Here is a 20,784-nt window from a genome sequence, read left to right as displayed (position 1 = left end):
TTTGACTTAAGGACGATTGGCCTGTTTGTTGAAAGTGAGTGGCATATGATTGAAGGACAATTTTTGGCATTTCTGGTCGCCATCACCTTGTTGACCATTGCACCGGGGGCAGACACGGTGATGATGACGCGCAATTCCATCCGTGGGGGCTTCAAGGATGGATTTGTCACCAGTGTCGGAATTTGTTCAGGATTGTTCATACATGCGGCAATTTCTGCGGCCGGGGTGTCGTTGATCTTGTTAAGTTCGGCCTATCTGTTCAGTGTGATCAAGCTGTTAGGCGCCGGCTATTTGATCTGGATGGGCTTGCAAAGCCTTCTATCTGCCCTTAAGGGGGACGGGGAAGCCAGAAAATTGAATGTAGGGGATAAACGTTTTTCGTTTAAACGATCCTTGCGCGAAGGTTTTCTATCGAATGTCCTGAACCCGAAAACAGCGGTGTTTTATATGGCTTTTTTGCCGCAATTTATTGATCCTGCGGGCAATGCCTTTCTTCAGGCACAAGGACTGGCATTGGTGCATATTCTGATTGCGATGATTTGGCAGTGCTTGATTGCTGCGATGGTTGACCGGGCGAAGGTTTTCTTGTCTTCGCCCAAAGTTTCACGTTGGTTTGATGGCCTGATTGGAACCTTATTGATCGGCTTTGGATTAACGCTCGCCTTTGATCGGGATTAAACAACAACCGGTGTATGTTTGCGATTGACCAGATAAATCCCGACCCCCACCATCACCATGGCAATCAGCAGCGCTGGGGTCATGGGTTCATCCAGAATAAGACCGCCTGCCAAGACACCGAAAAAAGGTGTTAAGAAGCTGAAAGACGCCAGTTTGGGCGCTGGATAGATACGGATCAGCCAGAACCAGACGATAAAGGTAAAGGTCGCAATCCAAATTGTTTGATAAGCGACACTTGCAACTGCAACCGGGGTAAAGTGAATGTCTGCCCATGTCTCGCCCGAAATCCATGCGGCGATTGGCATAATCAGGGCAGAGACAGACAATTGATACAGCAGGGTCTTGCTGGATGATGCCTTCGCCAATGGTCCCATCTTAATAACAACCGTTGTCGCCCCCCATGCAATCGCAGCAACAATAAGCATAAAGTCACCAATCAGCATGTCTTGAGAGGGAAAAGTAAAGGACTCGCCAAACGCGACGAGGATCCCGATAAAGGAACTGGTCAGGCCGATATATTGCAAACGGGTCAGTTTTTCTGTCGGGATGAAGAATTGCGACCCAAGGGCAACGACAAAAGGTGACATATACAGAAAAATAATGGCCCGCGATGCATTGGTATATTCCAGACCGAAATAGACCAGCACAAATTCAAATGAAAAAAGCAATCCGGCGGCAATCCCCCACCAGAGGGTGCCATCTTTTTCAAACATCGGTTTTCGTCGCAAAAGAACCCATAAACCGATAAGAATCGTTGCTCCACCAGAACGGATGGACGATTGAACAATGGGGGCAATATCTGCGGCTGAAAGTTTAATCGCGACTTGTTGTAAGCCCCAGCTTGCGCACAGAACTGTCAACAGGATGATCGAAAGCCCATCCAAATGGCTTTTGGTATGGGGCATCAGGCGCTTTCAGGCAGGATCATCCAGTCCGGTTTTTTCGGGGTCAATTTGGCCCCGTTTGCGCTCAGTTCATCGTCCAAGGCATCCAGTTTAAGGGTGGCAAGCGCCATGTTTTGAATGCCGGAATGAATTTCGCCGACGACCTTGTCGCCGGATGTAATCTCGGTTCCGGGTGCTGGGAGGTCGCCCTCAATCATCACAGGGAAAAGACGTTTTCGGATCAGGGCACGGTATTTGGTACGTGCGGTTAGTTCCTGGCCCATATAACAACCTTTATTCCAATCTACCCCATGCAGTTCGTCAAAACCGTTTTCCAGCAAAATGGATTTTTCAACCGTCATATCACGCCCCCCATCGGGCAGGCCCAGTTGAATACGCATTAATTCGTACGTTTCAAAAGGAACAGGCTCAGCATTTTCAATGTCCTGCCCGTTTGGTAAAATCGCGCGATATCCGGCTTCTTCCAGACGGGGGTCGGCAAAGACACCGGATTGCGTTGTTTTATCACCGAAGGCCGCAAAAACATCATATTGCGCACTGACATCGGCAATGGCAACATTGGCGCGCAGTTTATACATCATCAGTTTTTTCTTAAAGGCGGGCATGGCCTCTGCATCAATGTCCAGCAAAAGCGCATCATTTTCTTGTGCAATAAAAAAATCACAAAGGAACTTACCTTGCGGTGTTAGAAAAGCAGCATAAATTCCATCCGTGGCAGTGACTTTGTTGATGTCGTTGGAAATCAGCCCCTGCAAAAAGTCCAGACGGTCTTCACCTTCGATTTTCAAGACGGCGCGGTTGGGAAGTTTGCAGTAAGAAAGGGACATGATTTTAGTTTCCAATGATGGACGGAGGGGGACGTTTTTCTAGAAAGTGGGATATTTAATCAATTTTCGCAAGGCTCTTCTCTTTGCAGAATGTAAAAATCGACTTATAACAGCAGATAACGACTGATTATTTTCATCAGGGGATCCTATGCATATCACCATTATTGACGATTCAATCGCCTATGACGGCAACAGCCCGATGATCCAGCCTTTAGGCGGGACGGAAAAAGCCGTGGCCTCACTGGCGCCGGCTTTGGCAAAACGCGGGCACGATGTTTGTGTGATCAACCGCATTGAACAAGGGGCCATGATTGACGGGGTATCATGGGTGCCGTTTGATGCCCCACGTCCACCGGAAACGGACGTTGTGATTTGTGTGAAGAAACCGCAATTGATGGATGAGTTCCCCGATGTGGAAAATAAGCTCCTGTGGCTGGCGACCCCCGCAAAAATTCTAAATAAGCCGAAATATCAGGCCTTGATGGAAAAACATAATCCGATTGTTGTTTTCATGGGCGATACGCATTACCGCACATGGGAACCGTGGAAATATTTCCGCAAAGGGATTGTCACGCCGGGTGTGCGTCACGAATATCTGACAGAGGCAGAATGTGCACCGGTTAAACCGCCGCGCGCCATTGTGACAACAAATCCCTTGCATGGATTGGATCGCCTGATTGATCTGTGGACGGATAATATTATGGGGCAAGTCGGCGGTGATGCGGAATTACATATCTATTCAGCAGGCTTGTTCAAGGCGCAAAACGGCGGGGATGTCCCGGATAAATTACGCCCGGTTTTTGACAAGGTGCAAGGCGCGGCAGAACATGGGGTGAAAGTCTTGAAACCCGGTTCAGATTTGGAAATGGCGCAAGCATACCGTCAAGCCGCCTGCCATATCTATCCCGGTGTGGAAACGGAGATGTATTGTTCCACCTTGGCTGAAACGCAAGCCATTGGGTTACCTTGTGTCGCCCGTCCTATCGGGGCCTGTTCTGAACGGGTGAAGAACGGGCAGACCGGGTTCCTCGTGCCGGACGTGGAAAGTATGGCGAACGTAACGGTGCACTTGCTGACAAAATCGGCCTCACGCGAGAACATGAGTCGGGATTGCCGTATGATGCAACGCGCGCGTACATGGGATGTGGCTGCTGCGGAATTTGAGGCCCTGTTGTAATGCCTAAATTGTCCGTCCTGATCACCGCGCATAACGAAGAAGATCGTTTGGCAAGTTGTCTGGAAACCTTAAGCTTTGTCGACGAGATCGTTGTTGTCTGTGATAAGTGCACAGATGCAACCGAAGAAATTGCCCGACGATATACGGATAAAGTGTTCGTCGGGGCGTGGCGTTTGGAAGGGGAACGACGCAACACGGCAATTTCATATTGCAGCGGGGACTGGGTGTTTGAAATTGATGCAGATGAACATATGACACCTGAACTGGCGGCAGAAATTCGTCAAACCATTGAAACAACCTCGTTTGATTGGCACGAGGTTCTGGTCGATAATTATATCGGGGATCGGTTGGTGCGACATGGTTGGGGGGCATCCTTTGGCAAGGCGGCCTATCCCGGCTTGTTTAAAAAAGGGGTGAAGGAATGGGGGCCGGAACGTCTACATCCTTCGCTAAAATGGTCGGGCAAAAAAGGGCCGATGTTAAAGGGGCGCATTAAGCATTATGTGGATCGCAATATTTCCGATATGATCCGACGATTGGATAGCTACAGTACAGCACGGGCAAAGGATTTGCGCGAAAGCGGCAAAGTCGGAAGTTTTGCAAATAACCTAAGAAGGCTTTTCTCTCGGTTCTTCAAGTGCTATGTGTCACGCAAAGGGTACAAGGAAGGTGGTTATGGGTTTTTGATTGCCCTGTTTGCCGGGATGTATCCGCTTCTTTCTTATCTTAAAGCGACGTTGGAAAAAGAATAATGGCGCGCATTGTATTTGCCGATGACGGCATCGAATTTGATGGTAAAACACTGGAAGAACGTGCCCTTGGCGGGGTGGAATCTTCTGTCATTATGATGATGGAAGAATTTGCCAAGCGTGGGCATGAGGTCATTGTGCGCAATAAATGCAAGGCCCCGATGGTTTATAAAGGGGTGGATTGGGCGCCGATTGAAAACGGTTTGCCGGAAGAAGCCGACCTTTATATTGCAAACCGGGGCGACAAACTGATTGATTTGATGCCCAAAGCCAAACGCACAGTGTTCTGGACGCATAATCCCTGTCGGTTCATGGTGAAATGGCGCTATCTTAAAAAATTCTGGAAAGTGCGCCCGACGATTGTCTTTATCGGGACGTATCATGCCGATACATTGCCGGGATGGGTGCCGGATGGGGGGCGCAAGATCATCCCTTATGGAATCCCCGATATGTTTCGCCATGCTGAAGAACGCAAGGTTGCCCCGGCCCCGAAGGCGGTTTTTACATCGAACCCGCTGCGTGGTCTGGATTGGTTGATGGATCGTTGGGAAAATGAAATTCATCCGCAATCACCCAAGGCTGAATTGCATGTATTTGGCGGCCCGAGTGTTTATGGCGCTGTCGGGGCGGAAAAAGCAGCATTGATGGAGAAAATTTTCAAACGTGCGGAAAGTCTGTCTGATATCGGGATTGTTTTACGGGGGCCGGCCACAAAGCAGCAGTTGATTGAGGAACTGCAAACAGCCCGTATTATGACGTTTCGCGGTGATATTAACGAAACATTCTGTTTGGCAGTGGCCGAAGCGCAAGCCTTGGGCACGCCGACGGTCGTGCAGGATTTCGGATCTATGGCAGAACGGGTCGTGGATGGAAAAACAGGTTATGTCGCCCAAACGGATGAAGCGTTCAGCGCAGGGGCGGTTAAGTTATTGAATGATGATGAACATTGGTTTGAACAACATAAAAATTGTTTGAAAACACAACGCAGTTGGGGTTGGGAACAAGCCTGTGCTGCATTTGAGGAGCTAATCCCTTAATGCGTATCTTGCAAACAATGGCAGGGGCCGAGTTTGGCGGGGCGGAAGTTTTTTTCACCCGTTTGGCGATTGCCCTGCAAAAGACCAATATCGAACAACGTGTCATCATTCGGGAAAATGCCGCCCGTGCGCGGATATTACGCGAAGGCGGTATCGATCCAGTTCAACTGCCTTTTGGCGGTGCGCTGGATTTTAAAACGGGTTTTGGTATCAAGCGCGAGATTAAGAAATTCCAACCCGATATCGTTTTATCATGGATGAACCGGGCGACAAAAAAAACACCGGCAGGCAAGGGCAAGTTTGTCAAAGTTGCGCGTCTTGGTGGGTATTACGATTTAAAATATTATCGTGATTGTGATCATCTTGTTGGAAATACACAGGATATCGTTGATTATTTGGTCAAAGAAGGCTGGCCGCAAGATCGTGCACACTATTTACCGAACTTCGTCGTCAGCGAACAGGCCGAACCGGTTTCGCGTATGGATTTATCCACACCCGAAGATGCGCCCTTGCTTCTTTCCTTGGGCCGCTTACATGAAAATAAGGCGTTCGATACCTTGTTACGCGCTGTTGCCCGTGTGCCCGGTGTTTATTTATGGCTGGCTGGTGAAGGTCCTTTGCGTCGTGAGTTGGAATTGCTGGCAGAAGAATTAAGCATTCGCCCGCGTGTGCGTTTTCTGGGCTGGCGCGAAGATACGGCGGCTTTGTTTGCGGCAAGTGATGTGTATATTTGTCCCTCACGCCATGAACCGCTGGGCAATGTGGTTCTGGAAGGTTGGGCACAAGGTCGCCCTGTGATTGCCGCTGATAGCCTGGGTCCGGGCACCTTGATTACGCATGGGCAGGACGGGGTATTGTGCCCGGTGGATGATGCCAAGGCGATGGGGGATGCTATCAAGTGGGTCTTTAGTGATCAGGAATTTGCCCACAAATTGGCAACAAATGGCTGGAACACCTTCCAGCGGGAATTTACCGAGAAGGTCGTAGTGGACAAATATCTGGAATTTTTTGAGAAGATTACTCACCCCAAAGACTAAAACATCCGTATGACGCGGCAAAATTAAAAACAGGATAAGACGATATGTGTGGGATTGCAGGCTTTATGACCGTTGATGGGACATCACCCAGCGATCAGGTGATCGAAGCCTTTATGCGTTGCCTTGCACATCGTGGCCCGGATGGGCATGGCGTTTTTCGTGAAAAAAATGTCGCCTTGGTGCAGACCCGTCTGGCAATTATCGATTTGGAAACGGGTGATCAGCCGATCCTGGATGACAAAGGCAATGTGATCAGCGCGAATGGCGAAGTGTATAATTTCGTCGAATTGCGTGCAAGCTTGCCGGATATGGCCATGAAGACCGCATCGGATTGCGAACCGCCTTTGCATTTATATGGGCGCAAAGGCTTGGCATTCGTTGATGATTTGCGCGGCATGTTCGCCATATCGATTTATGATCGGGAACGCGCACGTCTTGTGTTGACGCGGGATCCATTTGGCATCAAACCGCTTTATTATGCCGAAACGCCACGGGGGTTTGCTTTTGCATCCGAACCGCAAGCCTTGATTGGGGCGGGACTGGTCAAACCGGAAGTGCGCAATGCTGCGCGCGATGCTTTTTTACAATTGCAGTTTTCCACCGGGCGTCACACGATTTTTGAAGGCATTAAGCGCGTTCTGCCGGGCGAAACACTGGTTGTTGAACGGGGTCTAGTGGTGGAACATCATATTAAATTGGCTGTTCCGCCCGGTGCACCATGTGCGATTACCGAAGATGATGCCACGAAAAAGATGGAAGAGGCGCTGGTGAATAGTGTCAAGGTGCATCAACGCGCCGATGTACCCTATGGACTGTTTCTGTCCGGTGGGATCGATTCATCTGCGTTGTTGTCGTTAATGGCAGAACTGAACGATAATCCGATCAAGGCCTATACGGCAGGGTTTAGCGGAACAGATGTCCCGGATGAACGCCAACACGCCCGTATGCTGGCAAAAAAAGTTGGGGCAGATCATACGGAAGTCGAATTTGATGAAAGCGATTTTCTGACTTTATTGCCCAAGGTTGCCGAGGCGATTGACGACCCGGTTGCAGATTATGCGGTTTTACCGACCTATAAGCTGGCGCGAGAAGCCCGCAAAGAAGTAAAAGTCGTGCTGAGTGGAGAAGGCGCTGATGAATTGCTTGGGGGGTATGGTCGTTATCGTTCCTATTGTCGTCCGTGGCCTTTGCGCAAACAAATCCGGGGGACGGGCACTTTTGACGGGCTTGGGATTTTTAAACAGGAAATCGGTAAAGACTGGCATAAGGGCATTGATATTGCCGAACGTTATCTCAAGAAATTTGATTTCACCCGTTTACAACGGGCCCAAGGGATCGACTTAATTGATTGGTTGCCCCATGATTTGTTGATCAAGCTGGACCGTTGCCTGATGGCAAATGGCGTTGAAGGTCGAACCCCGTTTCTGGACCCGCAGGTGGCCGAGGCCGTCTTCTATTTGCCGGATAGTTTGAAAATTCAAAATAAACTCGGGAAATCCATTTTACGCCATTGGTTAAATCGCCGTTTACCAGAGGCTCAACCGTTTTCTAAAAAACGTGGGTTTAAAGTGCCGGTGGGGCATTGGATTGCCAATCATGGGGCAAAACTCGGCCCAATGGTCGCCGATCAACCCGGCGTGGCAGCTTTTGGGGATCGGGATGCGGTGATTAAACTGTTTAAAACAGAAGGCAAGGAAGAAGGCTTCGCGGCCTGGACTTTGTTGTTCTATGCCCTGTGGCACCAACGCCATATATTGGAATTGAAAACGGATGGGGATGTGTTTGATGCCCTGTCCTTGACATAAACTGTAAGGAGACAACCATGTACGATATGATCCTGAAAGGCGGCACCTGTGCCACATTGGCGGGTATCGTGAAAACCGATGTTGCCATCAAAAATGGGAAAATCGCCGCCATTGGTAACATTGATGTCTCCAAGGCTGAACAGGTAATGGATGTCACGGGCCTGCATGTTCTGCCCGGTGTAATTGACAGTCAGGTTCATTTTCGTGAACCCGGTCTGGAACATAAAGAAGACTTGGCCACTGGTACGGCAGGGGCCGCGCTGGGCGGGGTGACGGCTGTTTTTGAAATGCCGAACACCAAACCATCGACCATCACGGCAAAAGATATGGCGGATAAATGCCGCCGTGCCAAAGACCGCGTCTGGACCGATATTGCCTTTTTCGTTGGGGCGGCGGCTGAAAACGTCGAAAACCTGCCCGAACTGGAACGCGAGCAAGGGGTATCCGGTGTTAAAATATTTATGGGCAGCTCAACAGGCAGCCTGCTTGTAAAAGATGATGCAACGCTTGCACGTGTGCTGGCGTCCGGTAATCGCCGGGTTGCGGTTCATTGTGAAGACGAAGATCGTCTGGAAGAACGTTTTGAACTGGTGCGCGGTGGTGCCCCTGTGTCCATGCATGCCCAATGGCGTGATGCCGAAACGGCGGTGCGTGCGACCACGCGTTTGTTAAAAATTGCCAAGGGTGTGAAGCGCCGTGTTCATATCTTGCATGTGACAACAGCGGATGAAATGGAAATTTTGCCGCAATATCGTGATATTGCAACGGTGGAATGCACCCCGCAGCATTTAACGCTGAATGATGAAGCCTATGACCGCATCGGCACACGTGCGCAGATGAACCCGCCGATCCGTTCCCAACATCATGTAGATGCGTTATGGGAAGCCTTAAATCAAGGGGTGGTGGATTGTATTGGGTCCGATCACGCCCCACATACATTGGAAGAAAAAGCCGCCCCTTATCCCAACAGCCCATCAGGGATGACGGGGGTTCAAACGCTGGTGCCGATTATGTTGAACCACGTCAATCAAGGGCGTTTGAGTCTGGAGCGGTTTGTCGATCTGACAAGTGCGGGTCCGTGTCGCATTTATAATGTGGCCTCCAAGGGGCGTATTGCCAAAGGATATGATGCAGATTTTACCATCGTTGATTTGAAGGCAGAACGCACTATTACAGACAAGTGGATAGCATCGCGTTGCGGATGGACACCTTATGACGGCATGAAGGTGACAGGTTGGCCGATGTCAACCATTGTACGCGGCAATGTCGTTATGCATGAAGGCGAATTAATCGGTGATCCATTGGGGACGGCTGTGCGCTTTGCGGAATGCCTGTAAAAGGAGACGTGCCGGATTACAAAAGTTGAACCCCATCTGGTGAATATTCGACGCGAATGTGATAAGCTTTATAAATTGTCGCAAAATATAGGGAAAAAATAAAAGGTTAGAGAATTTATTAACCTTTTTCGCCCTATAAACACACAGTTGGGAATGTGTCCCGACGATGAACCGTAAGAGTTAAGAGGCGCTTATGGCGGACGATGAAGACGATGACGATCTCTCCGTAGATTGGGGAGCGGCACTGGCAGAAGACCACAATGCACCGTCTATGGATGAAGACATGGACATGGCGGCGGCATTGGCGGAGATTGAGGCTGAAGAAGCCCAAAAAGCAGCCGGTGGCGGTGGAAATGGCGGCGAAGGTGGCGCGACCTTGGGCGGTGCCTTGGGTTATAGTGAATCTATGGATGCCGTTTACGATGTCGAAGTCAGTATTCGTGCTGTTCTCGGTATGGCAGTGATGCCAATGAGCCAGATCCTGAAACTTGGCCGTGGGGCCGTGGTGGAACTGGATCGCGGTGTCGGTGACCCGATCGATGTCTTTTCCTCGGATCAAAAGATCGCAGAAGGGGAAGTCGTTGTTGTCGAGGATAAGCTGGCTGTAAGCATCGGTGATATTATGAGGTCGAAGCGAAGCCGATGAAAACCGAAACAGATATCTATAAAACAGCCAATCAGGTCATTGAGAAATTCGGTGACGAAGCGGCTCTATATGCGGCAATCCGGGGCGATGAGTTCCAGCGTCTAGGCAATCAGGAAGGCGAAGTCCTGTGGCGCCGTATTACCCGCGCCGTCGAAGTCCTGTTGACGAAAGAACGCCCCAGAAGTGCTGTTCTGCATTAGGGTACGAACGTATAAAATTTCCTGTGGCAATAAGCAATGTTGTCATCCCCGACCTTGATCGGGGATCCATCTTTGTCCAATGAGTAACATCTAATCCATTGATTTTAAATGGATCCCGTATCAAGTGCGGGATTGTCTCTTAAAAACTTGCTATATTTTATCGAAAGCACTTTGTCAGCAGCCTGGCATACCCTCTCCAGATAAGGAAAGGGTATGCTTTTATAGGCCTTCTTCTATTGGGCTTCTTTCACCAAAACATTCAGGTGATAGTCACGAGACCCCAGTAAATTATTGATACAGGTCAGGCGTTTAAAATAGTGACCGACGCTGAGTTCATCGGTGACCCCCATGCCGCCGTGCAATTGAACGGCTTGTTGACCGACGAACCGTGCTGCATTGCCGATGCGAACCTTTAACATGGCGCAGGCCCGTTCAAAACCTTCTGCATTTTCTGCGGTTTCAATGGCTGCATAGTAAAGCATGGATTTGGCTTGTTCTTTTTCCATGAACATATCGGCCGTACGGTGTTGTAAAGCTTGGAACTTGCCAATGGGGGCGCTGAATTGTTCCCGTACGCCTAAATATTCAGCGGTCAATTCGACCAGCTTTTCCATGATGCCGACGGCTTCGCCGGATAGATTGACAATCCCTTCCAGCAGAACACGATGAACCGCGTCATAGGCTTGGTCCAGTTCCCCGATAACCGTGGTTTCGTCAAGGTTGACATTGTCAAAAGTAATGTCGGCGGCACGCAGGCCGTCATTTGTTTCATAGCCCTTGATCGTCATGCCAGCTGTATCGGGGGTGAGGTTAAAAACACTCAGTCCGTTTTTATCACCGCTTTGACCGGAGGTCCGGGCAACCACTAACAACATGTCGGCGTTTTGTGCGTCCAGAACAACAGATTTTATACCGTTTAACACAAAGCCGTTACTGTTTTTTTGTGCTGTGGTGCGCATTTGTGTCAGATCAAACGGCGCATGGCCTTCGCTGTGGGCGAGGGTGAGTTTTTGTGTCCCGGCAATGACATTTTCCAGAATGGTTTCTTTTTGATCATCACGGGCAAATTTGTTGATCAGGTTGGCCCCCAATAAGGCCGTGGCGAAATAAGGTTCGACAACCAAGCCTTTTCCAAGTTCTTCCTGCAGGATGATCGTATCCAGAACACTGCCGCCAATACCGCCGAAATCTTCGTCTACAGGCAGGGCAAGCCAGCCAAGTTTTGCGAAGAGTTCCCAGTTTTTTTGGCTATAGCCCATCTCGCTTTTGCTCAGCTTGCGACGAGTTTCAAAGTCATATTCTTTCTGAATGAATTTGGACGCACTTTCGCGCATCATTTCTTGAATATCGTTAAGAGAAAAATCCATAATCCGTCCTCTCTCTATAGCCCAAGCACTTGCTTGGCAATAATGTTTTTCTGAATTTCGTTGGTGCCGCCATAAATGCTGACTTTACGGTTGTTGTAATAAGTCGCACTGGTTTTTGCGGCAAATTGCGGGCCGGCAGGTGTCCCTTCAAACCCGTCACGATATTGATCCGGGACATAGGGCAGGGCATATATGCCTGCAACTTCGACAAACAGTTCGTTTAACAACTGCATAATCTCTGTTCCTTTGATTTTCAGGATCGAAGATTCCGGTCCCGGCGCTTTGCCTGTAGAAACAGCGGATAAAACACGAAGTTCAGTATATTCAAGGGCTTTGAGTTCGATTTCCGCCTCGATCAAACGGGTCATGAAAACGGTGTTTTCTTTCATATTGACCAGTGCATCGTTCTGGGCATCGACCATGCGTTTCAGCGATGCCAGCAGGGCTTTGGACTCTGCCACGCGCGCAATGCCGGTGCGTTCATGGGTCAATAACACCTTGGCATAGGTCCAGCCTTTGCCTTCTTCCCCGATCAGGTTTTCTGCCGGGACACGGACATCTTCAAAATGGACTTCGTTGACTTCGTGGGTGCCGTCGATGGTAATGATGGGATGAACACTGACCCCCGGCGTTTTCATATCAATCAGCAGGAAACTGATACCTTGCTGTTTTTTACCCGTGTCGTCGGTCCGTACAAGGCAGAAAATCCAGTCGGCATGCTGGCCCAATGTGGTCCATGTTTTTGTGCCGTTCACGATGTAATCCTCACCGTCACGTACCGCCTTGGTTTTAAGGGCGGCCAGATCAGAACCCGCGTTTGGTTCGGAATAACCCTGACACCACCAGACGTTGGAGGCCAGAATATCAGGCAAGAAACGTTTTTTCTGTTCTTCATTGCCATAAGTAAAGATAACCGGGGCAACCATTGTTAAACCAAAGGGGATAATGCGCGGTGCATTGGCCTTGGCTGCTTCGTTTGCGTAAATGTATTTTTGTGTGGCGCTCCAACCTGTGCCGCCATGTTCAACCGGCCAGTTAATCCCGGCCCAGCCTTTGGCGTGCAGGGCCTTTTGCCAACGAACGTGGTCGTCTTTGCTCAGATAAATGCCTTTATCCTGTTTTTCCTTGATGTCTTTGGGAAATTCGTTGGTAAAGAAATCCTGTACTTCTTTGCGAAAGGCCAATTCCTCGTCTGTTAAATGAATATTCATTGTGTCACCATTTTCAGTAAATAGATCATTGTTATTTCAGGGTTTCTTTGCGTGCGCTTTTTGATGCATCCGATTGCAGAAGCTGGTTAATGGTTATGGCTTCGCCTTCGATACCAGTTTGGGCAACTTGACCCCGAACGGGGCACCGTTGCTTTGTTGGCGACATTTGCGAATTTCGTGACGCAAATCGCCCTCGTCAGGGAAACTGGCGGCGGTGATGAAGCCTAAAATACCGGCACGGGCACACGCGCTGACGTAATTGGCATCGGACAACCACATCAAACCACCGGCAAGTATCGGGAACTTCAGTCCGAATGTTTTAATGAGATAATCCTGACGTGAAGGTATCGGCGTGTTCATCATTGCGTGCTTTCTTCCCAATCACTCAGGCTTGTGTTTGTTTCAACCAGATTTTGCAGCAGTTTTGATGGTGTCCAATAAAGGTCGCCGTGGCTTTCGCGATAAGCGCAAATATCTTGATAGACCTTGTCCAAACCACGGGTTTGTGCAAACAACATCGGGCCACCGCGATATTTTGGGAAGCCGTAGCCAAAGCAATAGACAACATCAATATCACTGGCACGCTGGGCAATGCCTTCTTCTAAAATCTTGAACCCCTCATTAATCAAGGCCAGCGACAAACGGTTGAGGACTTCTTCATCACTCATAGCTTTGCGCGTAACGCCAAATGCAGCGGCCTCACGTTCAATGATATCATTGACGCTGGGGTCTGCCGTGCGGGCCTTGGTTTGGGGGTCATAGATATAATAACCGGAACCGGATTTCTGACCGATACGACCCATTTCAAACAAGACATCGGGAATGCGATAACTTTTGGGGTCACCTTTTTGTTCATCACTTAAGGCTTGGCGGGCCTTGTAACTGATATCCAATCCAGCAAGGTCGGCAACCATTAACGGTCCCATTGCCATCCCCCAGTCCATCATGGATTTGTCGATTTGTTCGGGGCTTGCCCCTTCGATTAGGCACATTTGAACTTCACGTTGGTACTGGCGCAACATGCGATTGCCGATAAAGCCGTAACAGACACGGGCCTGAACCGGGACTTTCTTGATTTTACGGGCAAGGGCCATTGCACTGGCCATGACATCGTCCACCGTTTCATCAGCGCGTACGATTTCCAGCAATTTCATAATGTGTGCGGGGCTGAAGAAATGCAAACCGATCACATCTTGGGGACGCTTGGTAAATTGGGCGATTTCATTGATATCGAGATAAGATGTATTGGTTGCCAAAATTGCCCCGTCTTTACAGACTTGATCAAGTTTGGTGAATACGTCTTTTTTAACCTCAATACTTTCAAAAACGGCCTCGATGACCAGATCGACATCTTGCAAGTCATTGTAATCCGTTGTGCCGCTGATCAAGGCAATCCGCTTTTCGCTTTCTTTTGGGCTGATGCGGTTTTTTGCAGCCATTGAACGGTAAATTTTGGCGACATTGGCGAGGCCTTTGTTTAACGCATCATCATTGATTTCCAGCATTTTTACCGGGATGCCTGCGTTGGCAAAATTCATGGCGATACCGCCACCCATCAGGCCGGCACCGATAATGGCAATGGACTGGATGTCGCGGGTGGCGGTATCTCTGGGGAGATCTTTAATCTTGGCAGCTTGTCGTTCGGCAAAGAAAATATGGCGCAGTCCGGCAGATTGATCGGAGGCACGACATTGTAAGAAGGCATCGCGTTCTATTTTCATACCATCGGTAAAGTTTTCTTTTGTGGCGGCTTCCACGCAATCGACAATCAATTGGGGGGAGTTTTGATTGCGTAACTTCTTTGCATATGTTTTGCGATATTGATCAAATATCGCACCGTCAAAGCTGTTCTGGTCGATTTCTTGTTCGCTGGCACGGCGCAAAGGTGCCTTCTGAGCAACCAATCCTTTGGTGTAGGCCAAGGCCTGTGTTTTGAGGTCGCCTTCTGCAAAAACATGATCAATAAGATGGTCCTCAAGGGCGGTTGATGCTGAAATTGGTTTGCCGGATAAAATCAGGTCCAATGCCACTTTTACACCTGCCAGACGTGGCGTGCGTTGTGTGCCGCCCGCACCGGGAAGCAGGCCAAGGTTGACTTCGGGCAGTCCGACCTTGGCACTGGCAAGGGCGCAACGATAATGACAGGATAAGGCTGTTTCAAATCCCCCGCCTAGGGCTTGACCGTGCAGGGCAGCAACAATCAGTTTATCTGATTGTTCGAGCGTATTGAGGACATCAGGCAAAAAAGGTTCTTGCGGTGGTTTACCAAATTCGGAAATATCCGCGCCTGCGATAAATGTTTTACCAGTGCAAATCAGCAACAAGGCGTCGCTTTCATCATTTTGGGCCTGATGAACGGTTTCAACCAAACCGACACGCACCGCATGGGACAGGGCATTGACCGGCGGGTTGTCGATGGTAATGATGCCGATATTCTCAATAATTTCGTAACTGACGGGGGACATGAAACTTGCTCTCACTTATTGATTATACGCAAAGGTGTCATTGCAGGGTGTGTCAGCCTGTTCTAAACACGCTCAACAACAACGGCGATACCTTGGCCGATACCGATACACATGGTCGCCAAGCCGTAACGACCGTTTGTGCGTTCCAGTTGGCGTACAGCCGCCCACAAAATACGTGCACCGCTGGCCCCTAAGGGGTGGCCGATGGCAATGGCACCACCATTAGGGTTTATGCGGGGATCATCATAGGAAAGACCCAGTTGGTTCAAACATCCCAAGGCTTGTGTGGCGAAGGCTTCGTTGAATTCCATGACATCAAGGTCGTTAAGCGTCAGGCCTGCGCGTGCCAATGCTTTTTGTGTCGCGCCGACCGGACCAAGCCCCATAACGCGCGGGGGCACACCGACGATTGCCGAACTGACAATACGGGCACGTGGTTTCACGCCGCTTTTCTCACCAATGGCTTGGCTGCCGATCAGGACTGCGCTGGCCCCGTCATTGATGCCGGAGGCATTACCGGCTGTGACCACACCATCGGCAAACAGGGCACGTAATTTTTGTAAGGACGCGATATCACTGTTCGGGCGGGGATGTTCGTCTTCGCTGATAATGACTTCGCCTTTTTTGCGACCCATATAAACAGGGATGGGAATAATTTCGCCGTCATAGTAACCGTCCTTGTATGCGGCTTCGTATTTGAGTTGGGACGCAAGCGCAAAGGCATCGCTTTCTTCGCGGGTGATCCCAAGATCATGGGCGATGTTGTCGGCGGTTTCGGGCATGGAGTCTGCGCCGAACTGTTCCAGATGTTTCGGGTTGCTGAACCGTGCACCCATTGTTGTATCGGCAATGGTTTGTTGACGATCAAAAGCCGATTGTGCCTTGGACAGGACCAACGGAGCCCGGCTCATGGCTTCTACACCACAGGCAACGAATAATTCACCTTCCCCGACTTTAACGCAACGTGCGGCATCAGCAGCAGAAGCCAGACTGGATCCGCACAGGCGATTAAGCGTGATGCCACCTGTTTCCATCGGCAGACCGGATAGAAGACCGGCAAAACGTGCCACGTTGCGGCTGTCTTCACCGGCCTGATTGGTGCAACCCGCGATAACGTCTTCGTAGTCCTTTAAGTCAAAATTGTTTCTGTTGATCAAAGTTTTGATGACATGGGCGAGCATGTCATCAGGACGCAAAGAAGATAATGCCCCGCCATGTCTGCCAAACGCCGTTCTGCCACCGTCATATATATATGCATTAGTCATTAAAGGACTCCAAATTAGTTTCGCATTGCGAAATAAAATTCCGAAAACAAGATATAGATAATTCATATCATCTAAAATTGTCCATATATTTTTTCAAAAAAAGAGCATTTTAATGTAAAAAAATAAACCATATATTCCGCTATGCGGTATTTATTTTTGTTTACAGCATGCGTAAAGGTGAGATAAAACGCCTTTAGAAGATGTTTAAAGTTTGCGCGAGTATTGAAGGAAAAGCGTAAGATGAATAAGAACGAGAAAGTTTTAGGTCAGGATGTAGAGGAGGTTATTGCCGCGCTTCCTCAACGCGTGAGCCATAAAATCTGGGAATGGATTGAAAAGACGCCGACCCGTGATGCGGTCAGCGATCCGAAAAAACAGTGGACCTATGCGGATCTGGGAAATGCGATTAAAAGCGCGCGCGCGCATCTGGACGCACATGGCGTGATTGCCGGTGATCGTCTGATGGTGGTGATTGAAAACTGCTGCGCTGTGTTGGCCTTTATGCTTGCTGCCAGTGATATGGATGTGTGGGTTTCTGTAGTCAATGCACGTATGTCCAATGCAGAGCTTGACGGTATTCGCCAAGATTGTGATCCGAAACATCTGATTTGTTTTGTCGATTATTCCAAAGATGCGCAGCGTTATGGGGACTTTATTGGCTGTAAGACGGTTGAGGACGACCTGCTTGGCACCTTGACGTGCCAAACCTATCCCGATTCCAAGGCTGAAGCTGTGGAGGCATCTGCCGCAGAACAGGTTTTTGCGATGATTTATACCTCCGGGACGACAGGGAAGCCCAAGGGGGTGATGCTGACCCATCGCAATATCGGTTTTATTGCGACAGTTTCCGGGGCTTTGCGCGGTTTGGAACAAATGGACCGTGTCTATGTGGTTTTGCCAATTTCGCATGTGTTTGGTTTGGCTTCAACCTGTATGGGCAGTTTATTTGCCGGGGCAACCTTGTTTATGGAAACCCGTTTTGATGTCGAAATTTGTCTGAATGCCTTGCGCGACAAGAAAATCACCGTGATGCAAGGCGTGCCGCCAATGTATTCCATGTTGATCGAAGGTCTAAAAAATCATGGCTTGAAAGCCGATGACCTGTTCTTGCGTTATATGTCGGCAGGCGGGGCACCTTTGGACCCGGAAACCAAGGCAATTACGGAAAATTTCTTTGGTCGTCCCTTGCATAATGGCTATGGGTTAACAGAAGCCAGCCCGACGATTTCCCAAGTTCGTTTAAATGAGAATTTACAAACTTGTTCTGTGGGCAAACCGATACCGGGCCAAGAAGTCAAATTGATGAAGACACCGGATGAACAGGTAAAGGATGGTGAAACGGGTGAATTATGGGTGCGTGGCCCCAATGTAATGAAAGGTTATTTCAGAAAGCCGGAAGAAACGGCTGTCGTCCTGAATGATCAAGGCTGGTTCAATACACAGGACTTGGCGCGACAAGATGAAGACGGCAATCTGTTTATTGTCGGGCGATCTAAAGAAATGATCGTGCGTTCCGGCTTTAACGTCTATCCGGCAGAGGTCGAAGCAACATTGAATTCCCATGAAGGCATTATTCAGTCAGCCGTTGTCGGTGTGGAAGTTGAAGGCAATGAAGAGGTTCATGCCTTTGTTCAGGTTCCCCGCAAAAGCACCTTAAGCGAGGCTGAGATAAAAGCATTTTGCAAGGAACGGTTGACCGCGTATAAAAGACCGTCCTCAATAACAATTCTCCATGACTTGCCAGCCAGCTCCACCGGGAAAATTTTGAAACATCACCTGAAGGAAATGGCAACGGCACAACAAGCCGCTGGTTAAGAATGTCCTATGTGAATGCCTTCCTGCTTCTTTTAACCTTGTGTTCGACCATTGTGTTTAAAACACAAGGGGTGGGGGAAATGTTGTTCATTGCCTCCGGTGCAGTTCTGCTTTTCCTCGCACTGACTTGGCAGAAGATCTCACGGCCCGGTAAAATCTTTATTGCGATAAATATCGTGATGTTAGTGTTATTTTGGGGGGATGGGATTGATCGCGCTATTGTGGAACAAGGCTTTTCGCGCGTTATTCTGTTTTGCGCATTCTTGATTGCGTTGGTCTTTTTGCGGGTGGCGGCGAAACGGTCCTTGATTATTTCGCGCTGTGGCAGTTTTTTGATCAATCAGAAACCGGGCAAACGTTATGCCGTGCTGTCTTATGGCAGTTGCCTGTTGGGGGCGATTTTAAGCTTCGGTGCCTTAAACCTGATGGGGCAAGTGATTGCCAATGGCAATACGTTGGAAGCGGCCAAAGGTGATAGCCGTATTCATCTGATCCGGCTGCAACGCATGGTTCTTGCCATGTTGCGGGGCTTTTCGACTTTACCCTTATCATCGCCTTTTTCCATTTCTATGGCGCTGGTGTTGTCGATTATTCCGGCGCTGGAATGGCAATCGCTGATTCCGTTGTCCCTTGTCTTTGCCATTGTGTTGATCGGATTGGGATGGGGGATGGATTATCGTGCTTATCCGCCACCGAAAGCAGGCGCAGGATTGATTGCGGGGCAACGAAAGAACTTTCAAGCCGTTCTGGCCTTTATAGGGATCGTTCTGTCCTTGTTTGGTCTTTCCGGTGGGCTGAGTATGTATACGGGCTATGGCTTGCCGACCTCCATTCTGTTAGTCAGTCCGCTGTTCGGCCTTGTCTGGTTTATGATTGAAGGGGGCTTATCCGGGTTTGGTTTGAAATCGGTATCCATGCAGTTTTCCCAAAATCTGGGACAAGAATTAAACGCCATGTCGTCTGAGGTTGCGGTCATCGGCGGGGCGAGCTTTACCGGATCGTTGGTGGCTGCGATTATTCCGTCAGACCTTGTGCAGTCTTTGACGGTCTCTATGGGGTTGGAAGGCTTTGCCTTGGCGGTCTTTTGCGCGTTGATGGTAACCGGAACCAGCATTGTCGGGGTCAGCCCGTTTGTGTCCGTAACCATTTTGGCCTCAACCTTTGCCAATGTGGCCGCATTTGGCTTGTCACCTTATGTTCTGGCGCTCAGTCTGTTGATCGGTTGGGCAATGGCGTTGAACGTTTCCCCCTTGACGATCTCGACAATTTTAATCGGGCGCATTCTGGATTGTCGTCCGCGTGACATCACACTGGTTTGGAACCTGCGCTATTCTTGTGTGGCGCTGAGTGTGGTTATTGCCATTCTGTATATTTTCCATCTGATATACGATTAAGGCGCAAACTGTTTGTCGTTTGCGCCTTTGTTTTATGTCAATTAAAGGCCGCTGTTCATAATATCGCGGGCAACGTGGATCAGGCGGGGCCCGATGACGTTGAGCAGGGTATCGGTGGAAATGACGTAACTGGGACCACCGCAACTGATACAGAAAATTTTATTTTCCGACAGCTTCAATGGCACGGCAACGGTGTTGATGTTGCGATCCCAATCCCCGAAGGAACGGGTGAAGCCCAGTGTACGATAACTTTCCAGCGAATCCTGAATGCTGTTTTCAATATCTGGCCAGTCCGTGCCGTGAATTTCAGCAAGTTGCGGGAGGATCTGATTGCGTTTTTCTTCCGGGATGGCCGCCAGATAGGATCGACCAATCGCTGATTTTCCCATAGGCAACTTACTGCCGATATCAACAAGAACGGATTTCAGTTGGTCGCCGCGACAATATTCAACAAAGATCATTTCGTTTTGAACATTGGTTGCAAGCCCGATATTGACGTTGAACTCGCGGGCAAGTTCCAACATATGGGGTTTGGCGATTTGACGGATACGCAGATTGGCGGTGTAGGCATGGCCCAGTGTCAGGTTGGTTGCGCCTAACTCGTATTTCTCATTGCGCTCGGAATAGACCAGATAGCCCAATTGGGTCAGGGTGTAGGTCATGCGCGATACCGTGGGCTTAGGCAGGCCGGTGATGGCGGCAATATCCTGATTCCCAAGTGGGCCGGACATTTTGTCAAATGCACTGAGGATTCGCAGGCCGCGTGACAAAGCTTCTACAAATTTTCTGTCTTTTGTTTGTTCTGTATCGGTCATTTTTATCTTCTTGGGATGGAAAACGTGAATTTAGAATAGCTTGGAAGATACATC

Annotated in this window: 19 protein-coding genes; 11 read left to right on the top strand and 8 right to left on the bottom strand. The window is 49.4% G+C overall.

All coding sequences use genetic code 11. The annotated features are described in order from the left end of the window. Window positions 1-45: 45 nt before the first annotated feature. Window positions 46-678 carry a LysE family translocator gene (locus tag IEW74_RS05135; RefSeq protein WP_188662337.1) on the top strand — a complete coding sequence of 211 codons (633 nt, stop codon included), beginning with the start codon at window positions 46-48 and terminating at the stop codon, window positions 676-678. Here IEW74_RS05135 and IEW74_RS05130 read toward each other — a convergent pair. Next, on the bottom strand, window positions 675-1,583 hold the full coding sequence (locus tag IEW74_RS05130; protein ID WP_188662334.1) for a DMT family transporter: 909 nt from the start codon (window positions 1,581-1,583) through the stop codon (window positions 675-677). The genes IEW74_RS05135 and IEW74_RS05130 overlap by 4 nt on opposite strands. Continuing rightward, the gene (gene ygfZ, locus IEW74_RS05125) at window positions 1,583-2,410 is read right to left on the bottom strand and encodes a CAF17-like 4Fe-4S cluster assembly/insertion protein YgfZ (protein ID WP_188662332.1); all 828 of its coding nucleotides are present in this window, start codon (window positions 2,408-2,410) and stop codon (window positions 1,583-1,585) included. Before ygfZ ends, IEW74_RS05130 begins: the two co-directional genes overlap by 1 nt. A 148-nt stretch (window positions 2,411-2,558) precedes the next feature. Here ygfZ and IEW74_RS05120 point away from each other — a divergent pair, with 148 nt between their 5' ends. From IEW74_RS05120 to IEW74_RS05085, 8 genes are all read left to right on the top strand, one after another. Then, window positions 2,559-3,587: a glycosyltransferase gene (locus IEW74_RS05120; protein ID WP_188662330.1), complete on the top strand. Its 1,029-nt coding sequence runs from the start codon at window positions 2,559-2,561 to the stop codon at window positions 3,585-3,587. After that, complete coding sequence (locus IEW74_RS05115) at window positions 3,587-4,339, top strand: glycosyltransferase family 2 protein (RefSeq protein WP_188662328.1); 753 nt, start codon at window positions 3,587-3,589, stop codon at window positions 4,337-4,339. Before IEW74_RS05120 ends, IEW74_RS05115 begins: the two co-directional genes overlap by 1 nt. Next, window positions 4,339-5,373 (top strand): glycosyltransferase, encoded by a 1,035-nt coding sequence (locus tag IEW74_RS05110; RefSeq protein WP_188662326.1) that lies wholly within the window; start codon window positions 4,339-4,341, stop codon window positions 5,371-5,373. The genes IEW74_RS05115 and IEW74_RS05110 overlap by 1 nt, the downstream gene beginning before the upstream one ends. Next, entirely contained in the window at window positions 5,373-6,410 is a 1,038-nt protein-coding gene (locus IEW74_RS05105) for a glycosyltransferase (protein WP_188662324.1), read from the top strand. The genes IEW74_RS05110 and IEW74_RS05105 overlap by 1 nt, the downstream gene beginning before the upstream one ends. Before the next feature lie 44 nt (window positions 6,411-6,454). Next, on the top strand, window positions 6,455-8,215 hold the full coding sequence (gene asnB / locus IEW74_RS05100; RefSeq protein WP_188662322.1) for an asparagine synthase (glutamine-hydrolyzing): 1,761 nt from the start codon (window positions 6,455-6,457) through the stop codon (window positions 8,213-8,215). 17 nt (window positions 8,216-8,232) lie between these two features. Then, the gene (locus IEW74_RS05095) at window positions 8,233-9,552 is read left to right on the top strand and encodes a dihydroorotase (RefSeq protein ID WP_188662320.1); all 1,320 of its coding nucleotides are present in this window, start codon (window positions 8,233-8,235) and stop codon (window positions 9,550-9,552) included. A 193-nt stretch (window positions 9,553-9,745) separates the two neighbouring features. Beyond that, on the top strand, window positions 9,746-10,198 hold the full coding sequence (locus tag IEW74_RS05090) for a FliM/FliN family flagellar motor switch protein (protein WP_229734244.1): 453 nt from the start codon (window positions 9,746-9,748) through the stop codon (window positions 10,196-10,198). After that, window positions 10,195-10,398, top strand: a complete 204-nt coding sequence (locus IEW74_RS05085) for a hypothetical protein (protein WP_188662318.1) — start codon at window positions 10,195-10,197, stop codon at window positions 10,396-10,398. Before IEW74_RS05090 ends, IEW74_RS05085 begins: the two co-directional genes overlap by 4 nt. A 233-nt stretch (window positions 10,399-10,631) precedes the next feature. Here IEW74_RS05085 and IEW74_RS05080 read toward each other — a convergent pair whose 3' ends face one another. The 5 genes from IEW74_RS05080 to IEW74_RS05060 all read right to left on the bottom strand — a co-directional run bounded on the left by IEW74_RS05080 (window position 10,632) and on the right by IEW74_RS05060 (window position 16,706). Next, a complete protein-coding gene (locus IEW74_RS05080) occupies window positions 10,632-11,765 on the bottom strand; it encodes an acyl-CoA dehydrogenase family protein (protein WP_188662316.1) in 1,134 nt (377 codons plus the stop codon). A gap of 14 nt (window positions 11,766-11,779) precedes the next feature. After that, window positions 11,780-12,976: an acyl-CoA dehydrogenase family protein gene (locus tag IEW74_RS05075; RefSeq protein ID WP_188662314.1), complete on the bottom strand. Its 1,197-nt coding sequence runs from the start codon at window positions 12,974-12,976 to the stop codon at window positions 11,780-11,782. A 93-nt stretch (window positions 12,977-13,069) separates the two neighbouring features. Further along, entirely contained in the window at window positions 13,070-13,339 is a 270-nt protein-coding gene (locus IEW74_RS05070; protein WP_188662311.1) for a nitronate monooxygenase, read from the bottom strand. Further along, complete coding sequence (locus tag IEW74_RS05065; protein WP_188662303.1) at window positions 13,336-15,441, bottom strand: 3-hydroxyacyl-CoA dehydrogenase NAD-binding domain-containing protein; 2,106 nt, start codon at window positions 15,439-15,441, stop codon at window positions 13,336-13,338. The genes IEW74_RS05070 and IEW74_RS05065 overlap by 4 nt, the downstream gene beginning before the upstream one ends. Before the next feature lie 62 nt (window positions 15,442-15,503). Further along, window positions 15,504-16,706: a 3-oxoadipyl-CoA thiolase gene (locus IEW74_RS05060; protein ID WP_188662301.1), complete on the bottom strand. Its 1,203-nt coding sequence runs from the start codon at window positions 16,704-16,706 to the stop codon at window positions 15,504-15,506. 240 nt (window positions 16,707-16,946) lie between these two features. Here IEW74_RS05060 and IEW74_RS05055 point away from each other — a divergent pair, with 240 nt between their 5' ends. Further along, complete coding sequence (locus IEW74_RS05055; RefSeq protein WP_188662299.1) at window positions 16,947-18,521, top strand: class I adenylate-forming enzyme family protein; 1,575 nt, start codon at window positions 16,947-16,949, stop codon at window positions 18,519-18,521. A 2-nt stretch (window positions 18,522-18,523) separates the two neighbouring features. Next, window positions 18,524-19,915, top strand: a complete 1,392-nt coding sequence (locus IEW74_RS05050) for a hypothetical protein (RefSeq protein WP_188662297.1) — start codon at window positions 18,524-18,526, stop codon at window positions 19,913-19,915. A gap of 41 nt (window positions 19,916-19,956) precedes the next feature. Here the strand turns inward: IEW74_RS05050 and IEW74_RS05045 are convergent, their stop codons facing one another. Beyond that, on the bottom strand, window positions 19,957-20,730 hold the full coding sequence (locus IEW74_RS05045; RefSeq protein ID WP_188662295.1) for an IclR family transcriptional regulator: 774 nt from the start codon (window positions 20,728-20,730) through the stop codon (window positions 19,957-19,959). Window positions 20,731-20,784: the final 54 nt, after the last annotated feature.

The sequence above is a fragment of the Terasakiella brassicae genome (assembly GCF_014641495.1).
Classification (GTDB): Bacteria; Pseudomonadota; Alphaproteobacteria; order Rhodospirillales; family Terasakiellaceae; genus Terasakiella; species Terasakiella brassicae.
Note: the sequence above shows the minus strand (reverse complement) of the source record. Positions and strands in the feature narration are given on the sequence as shown.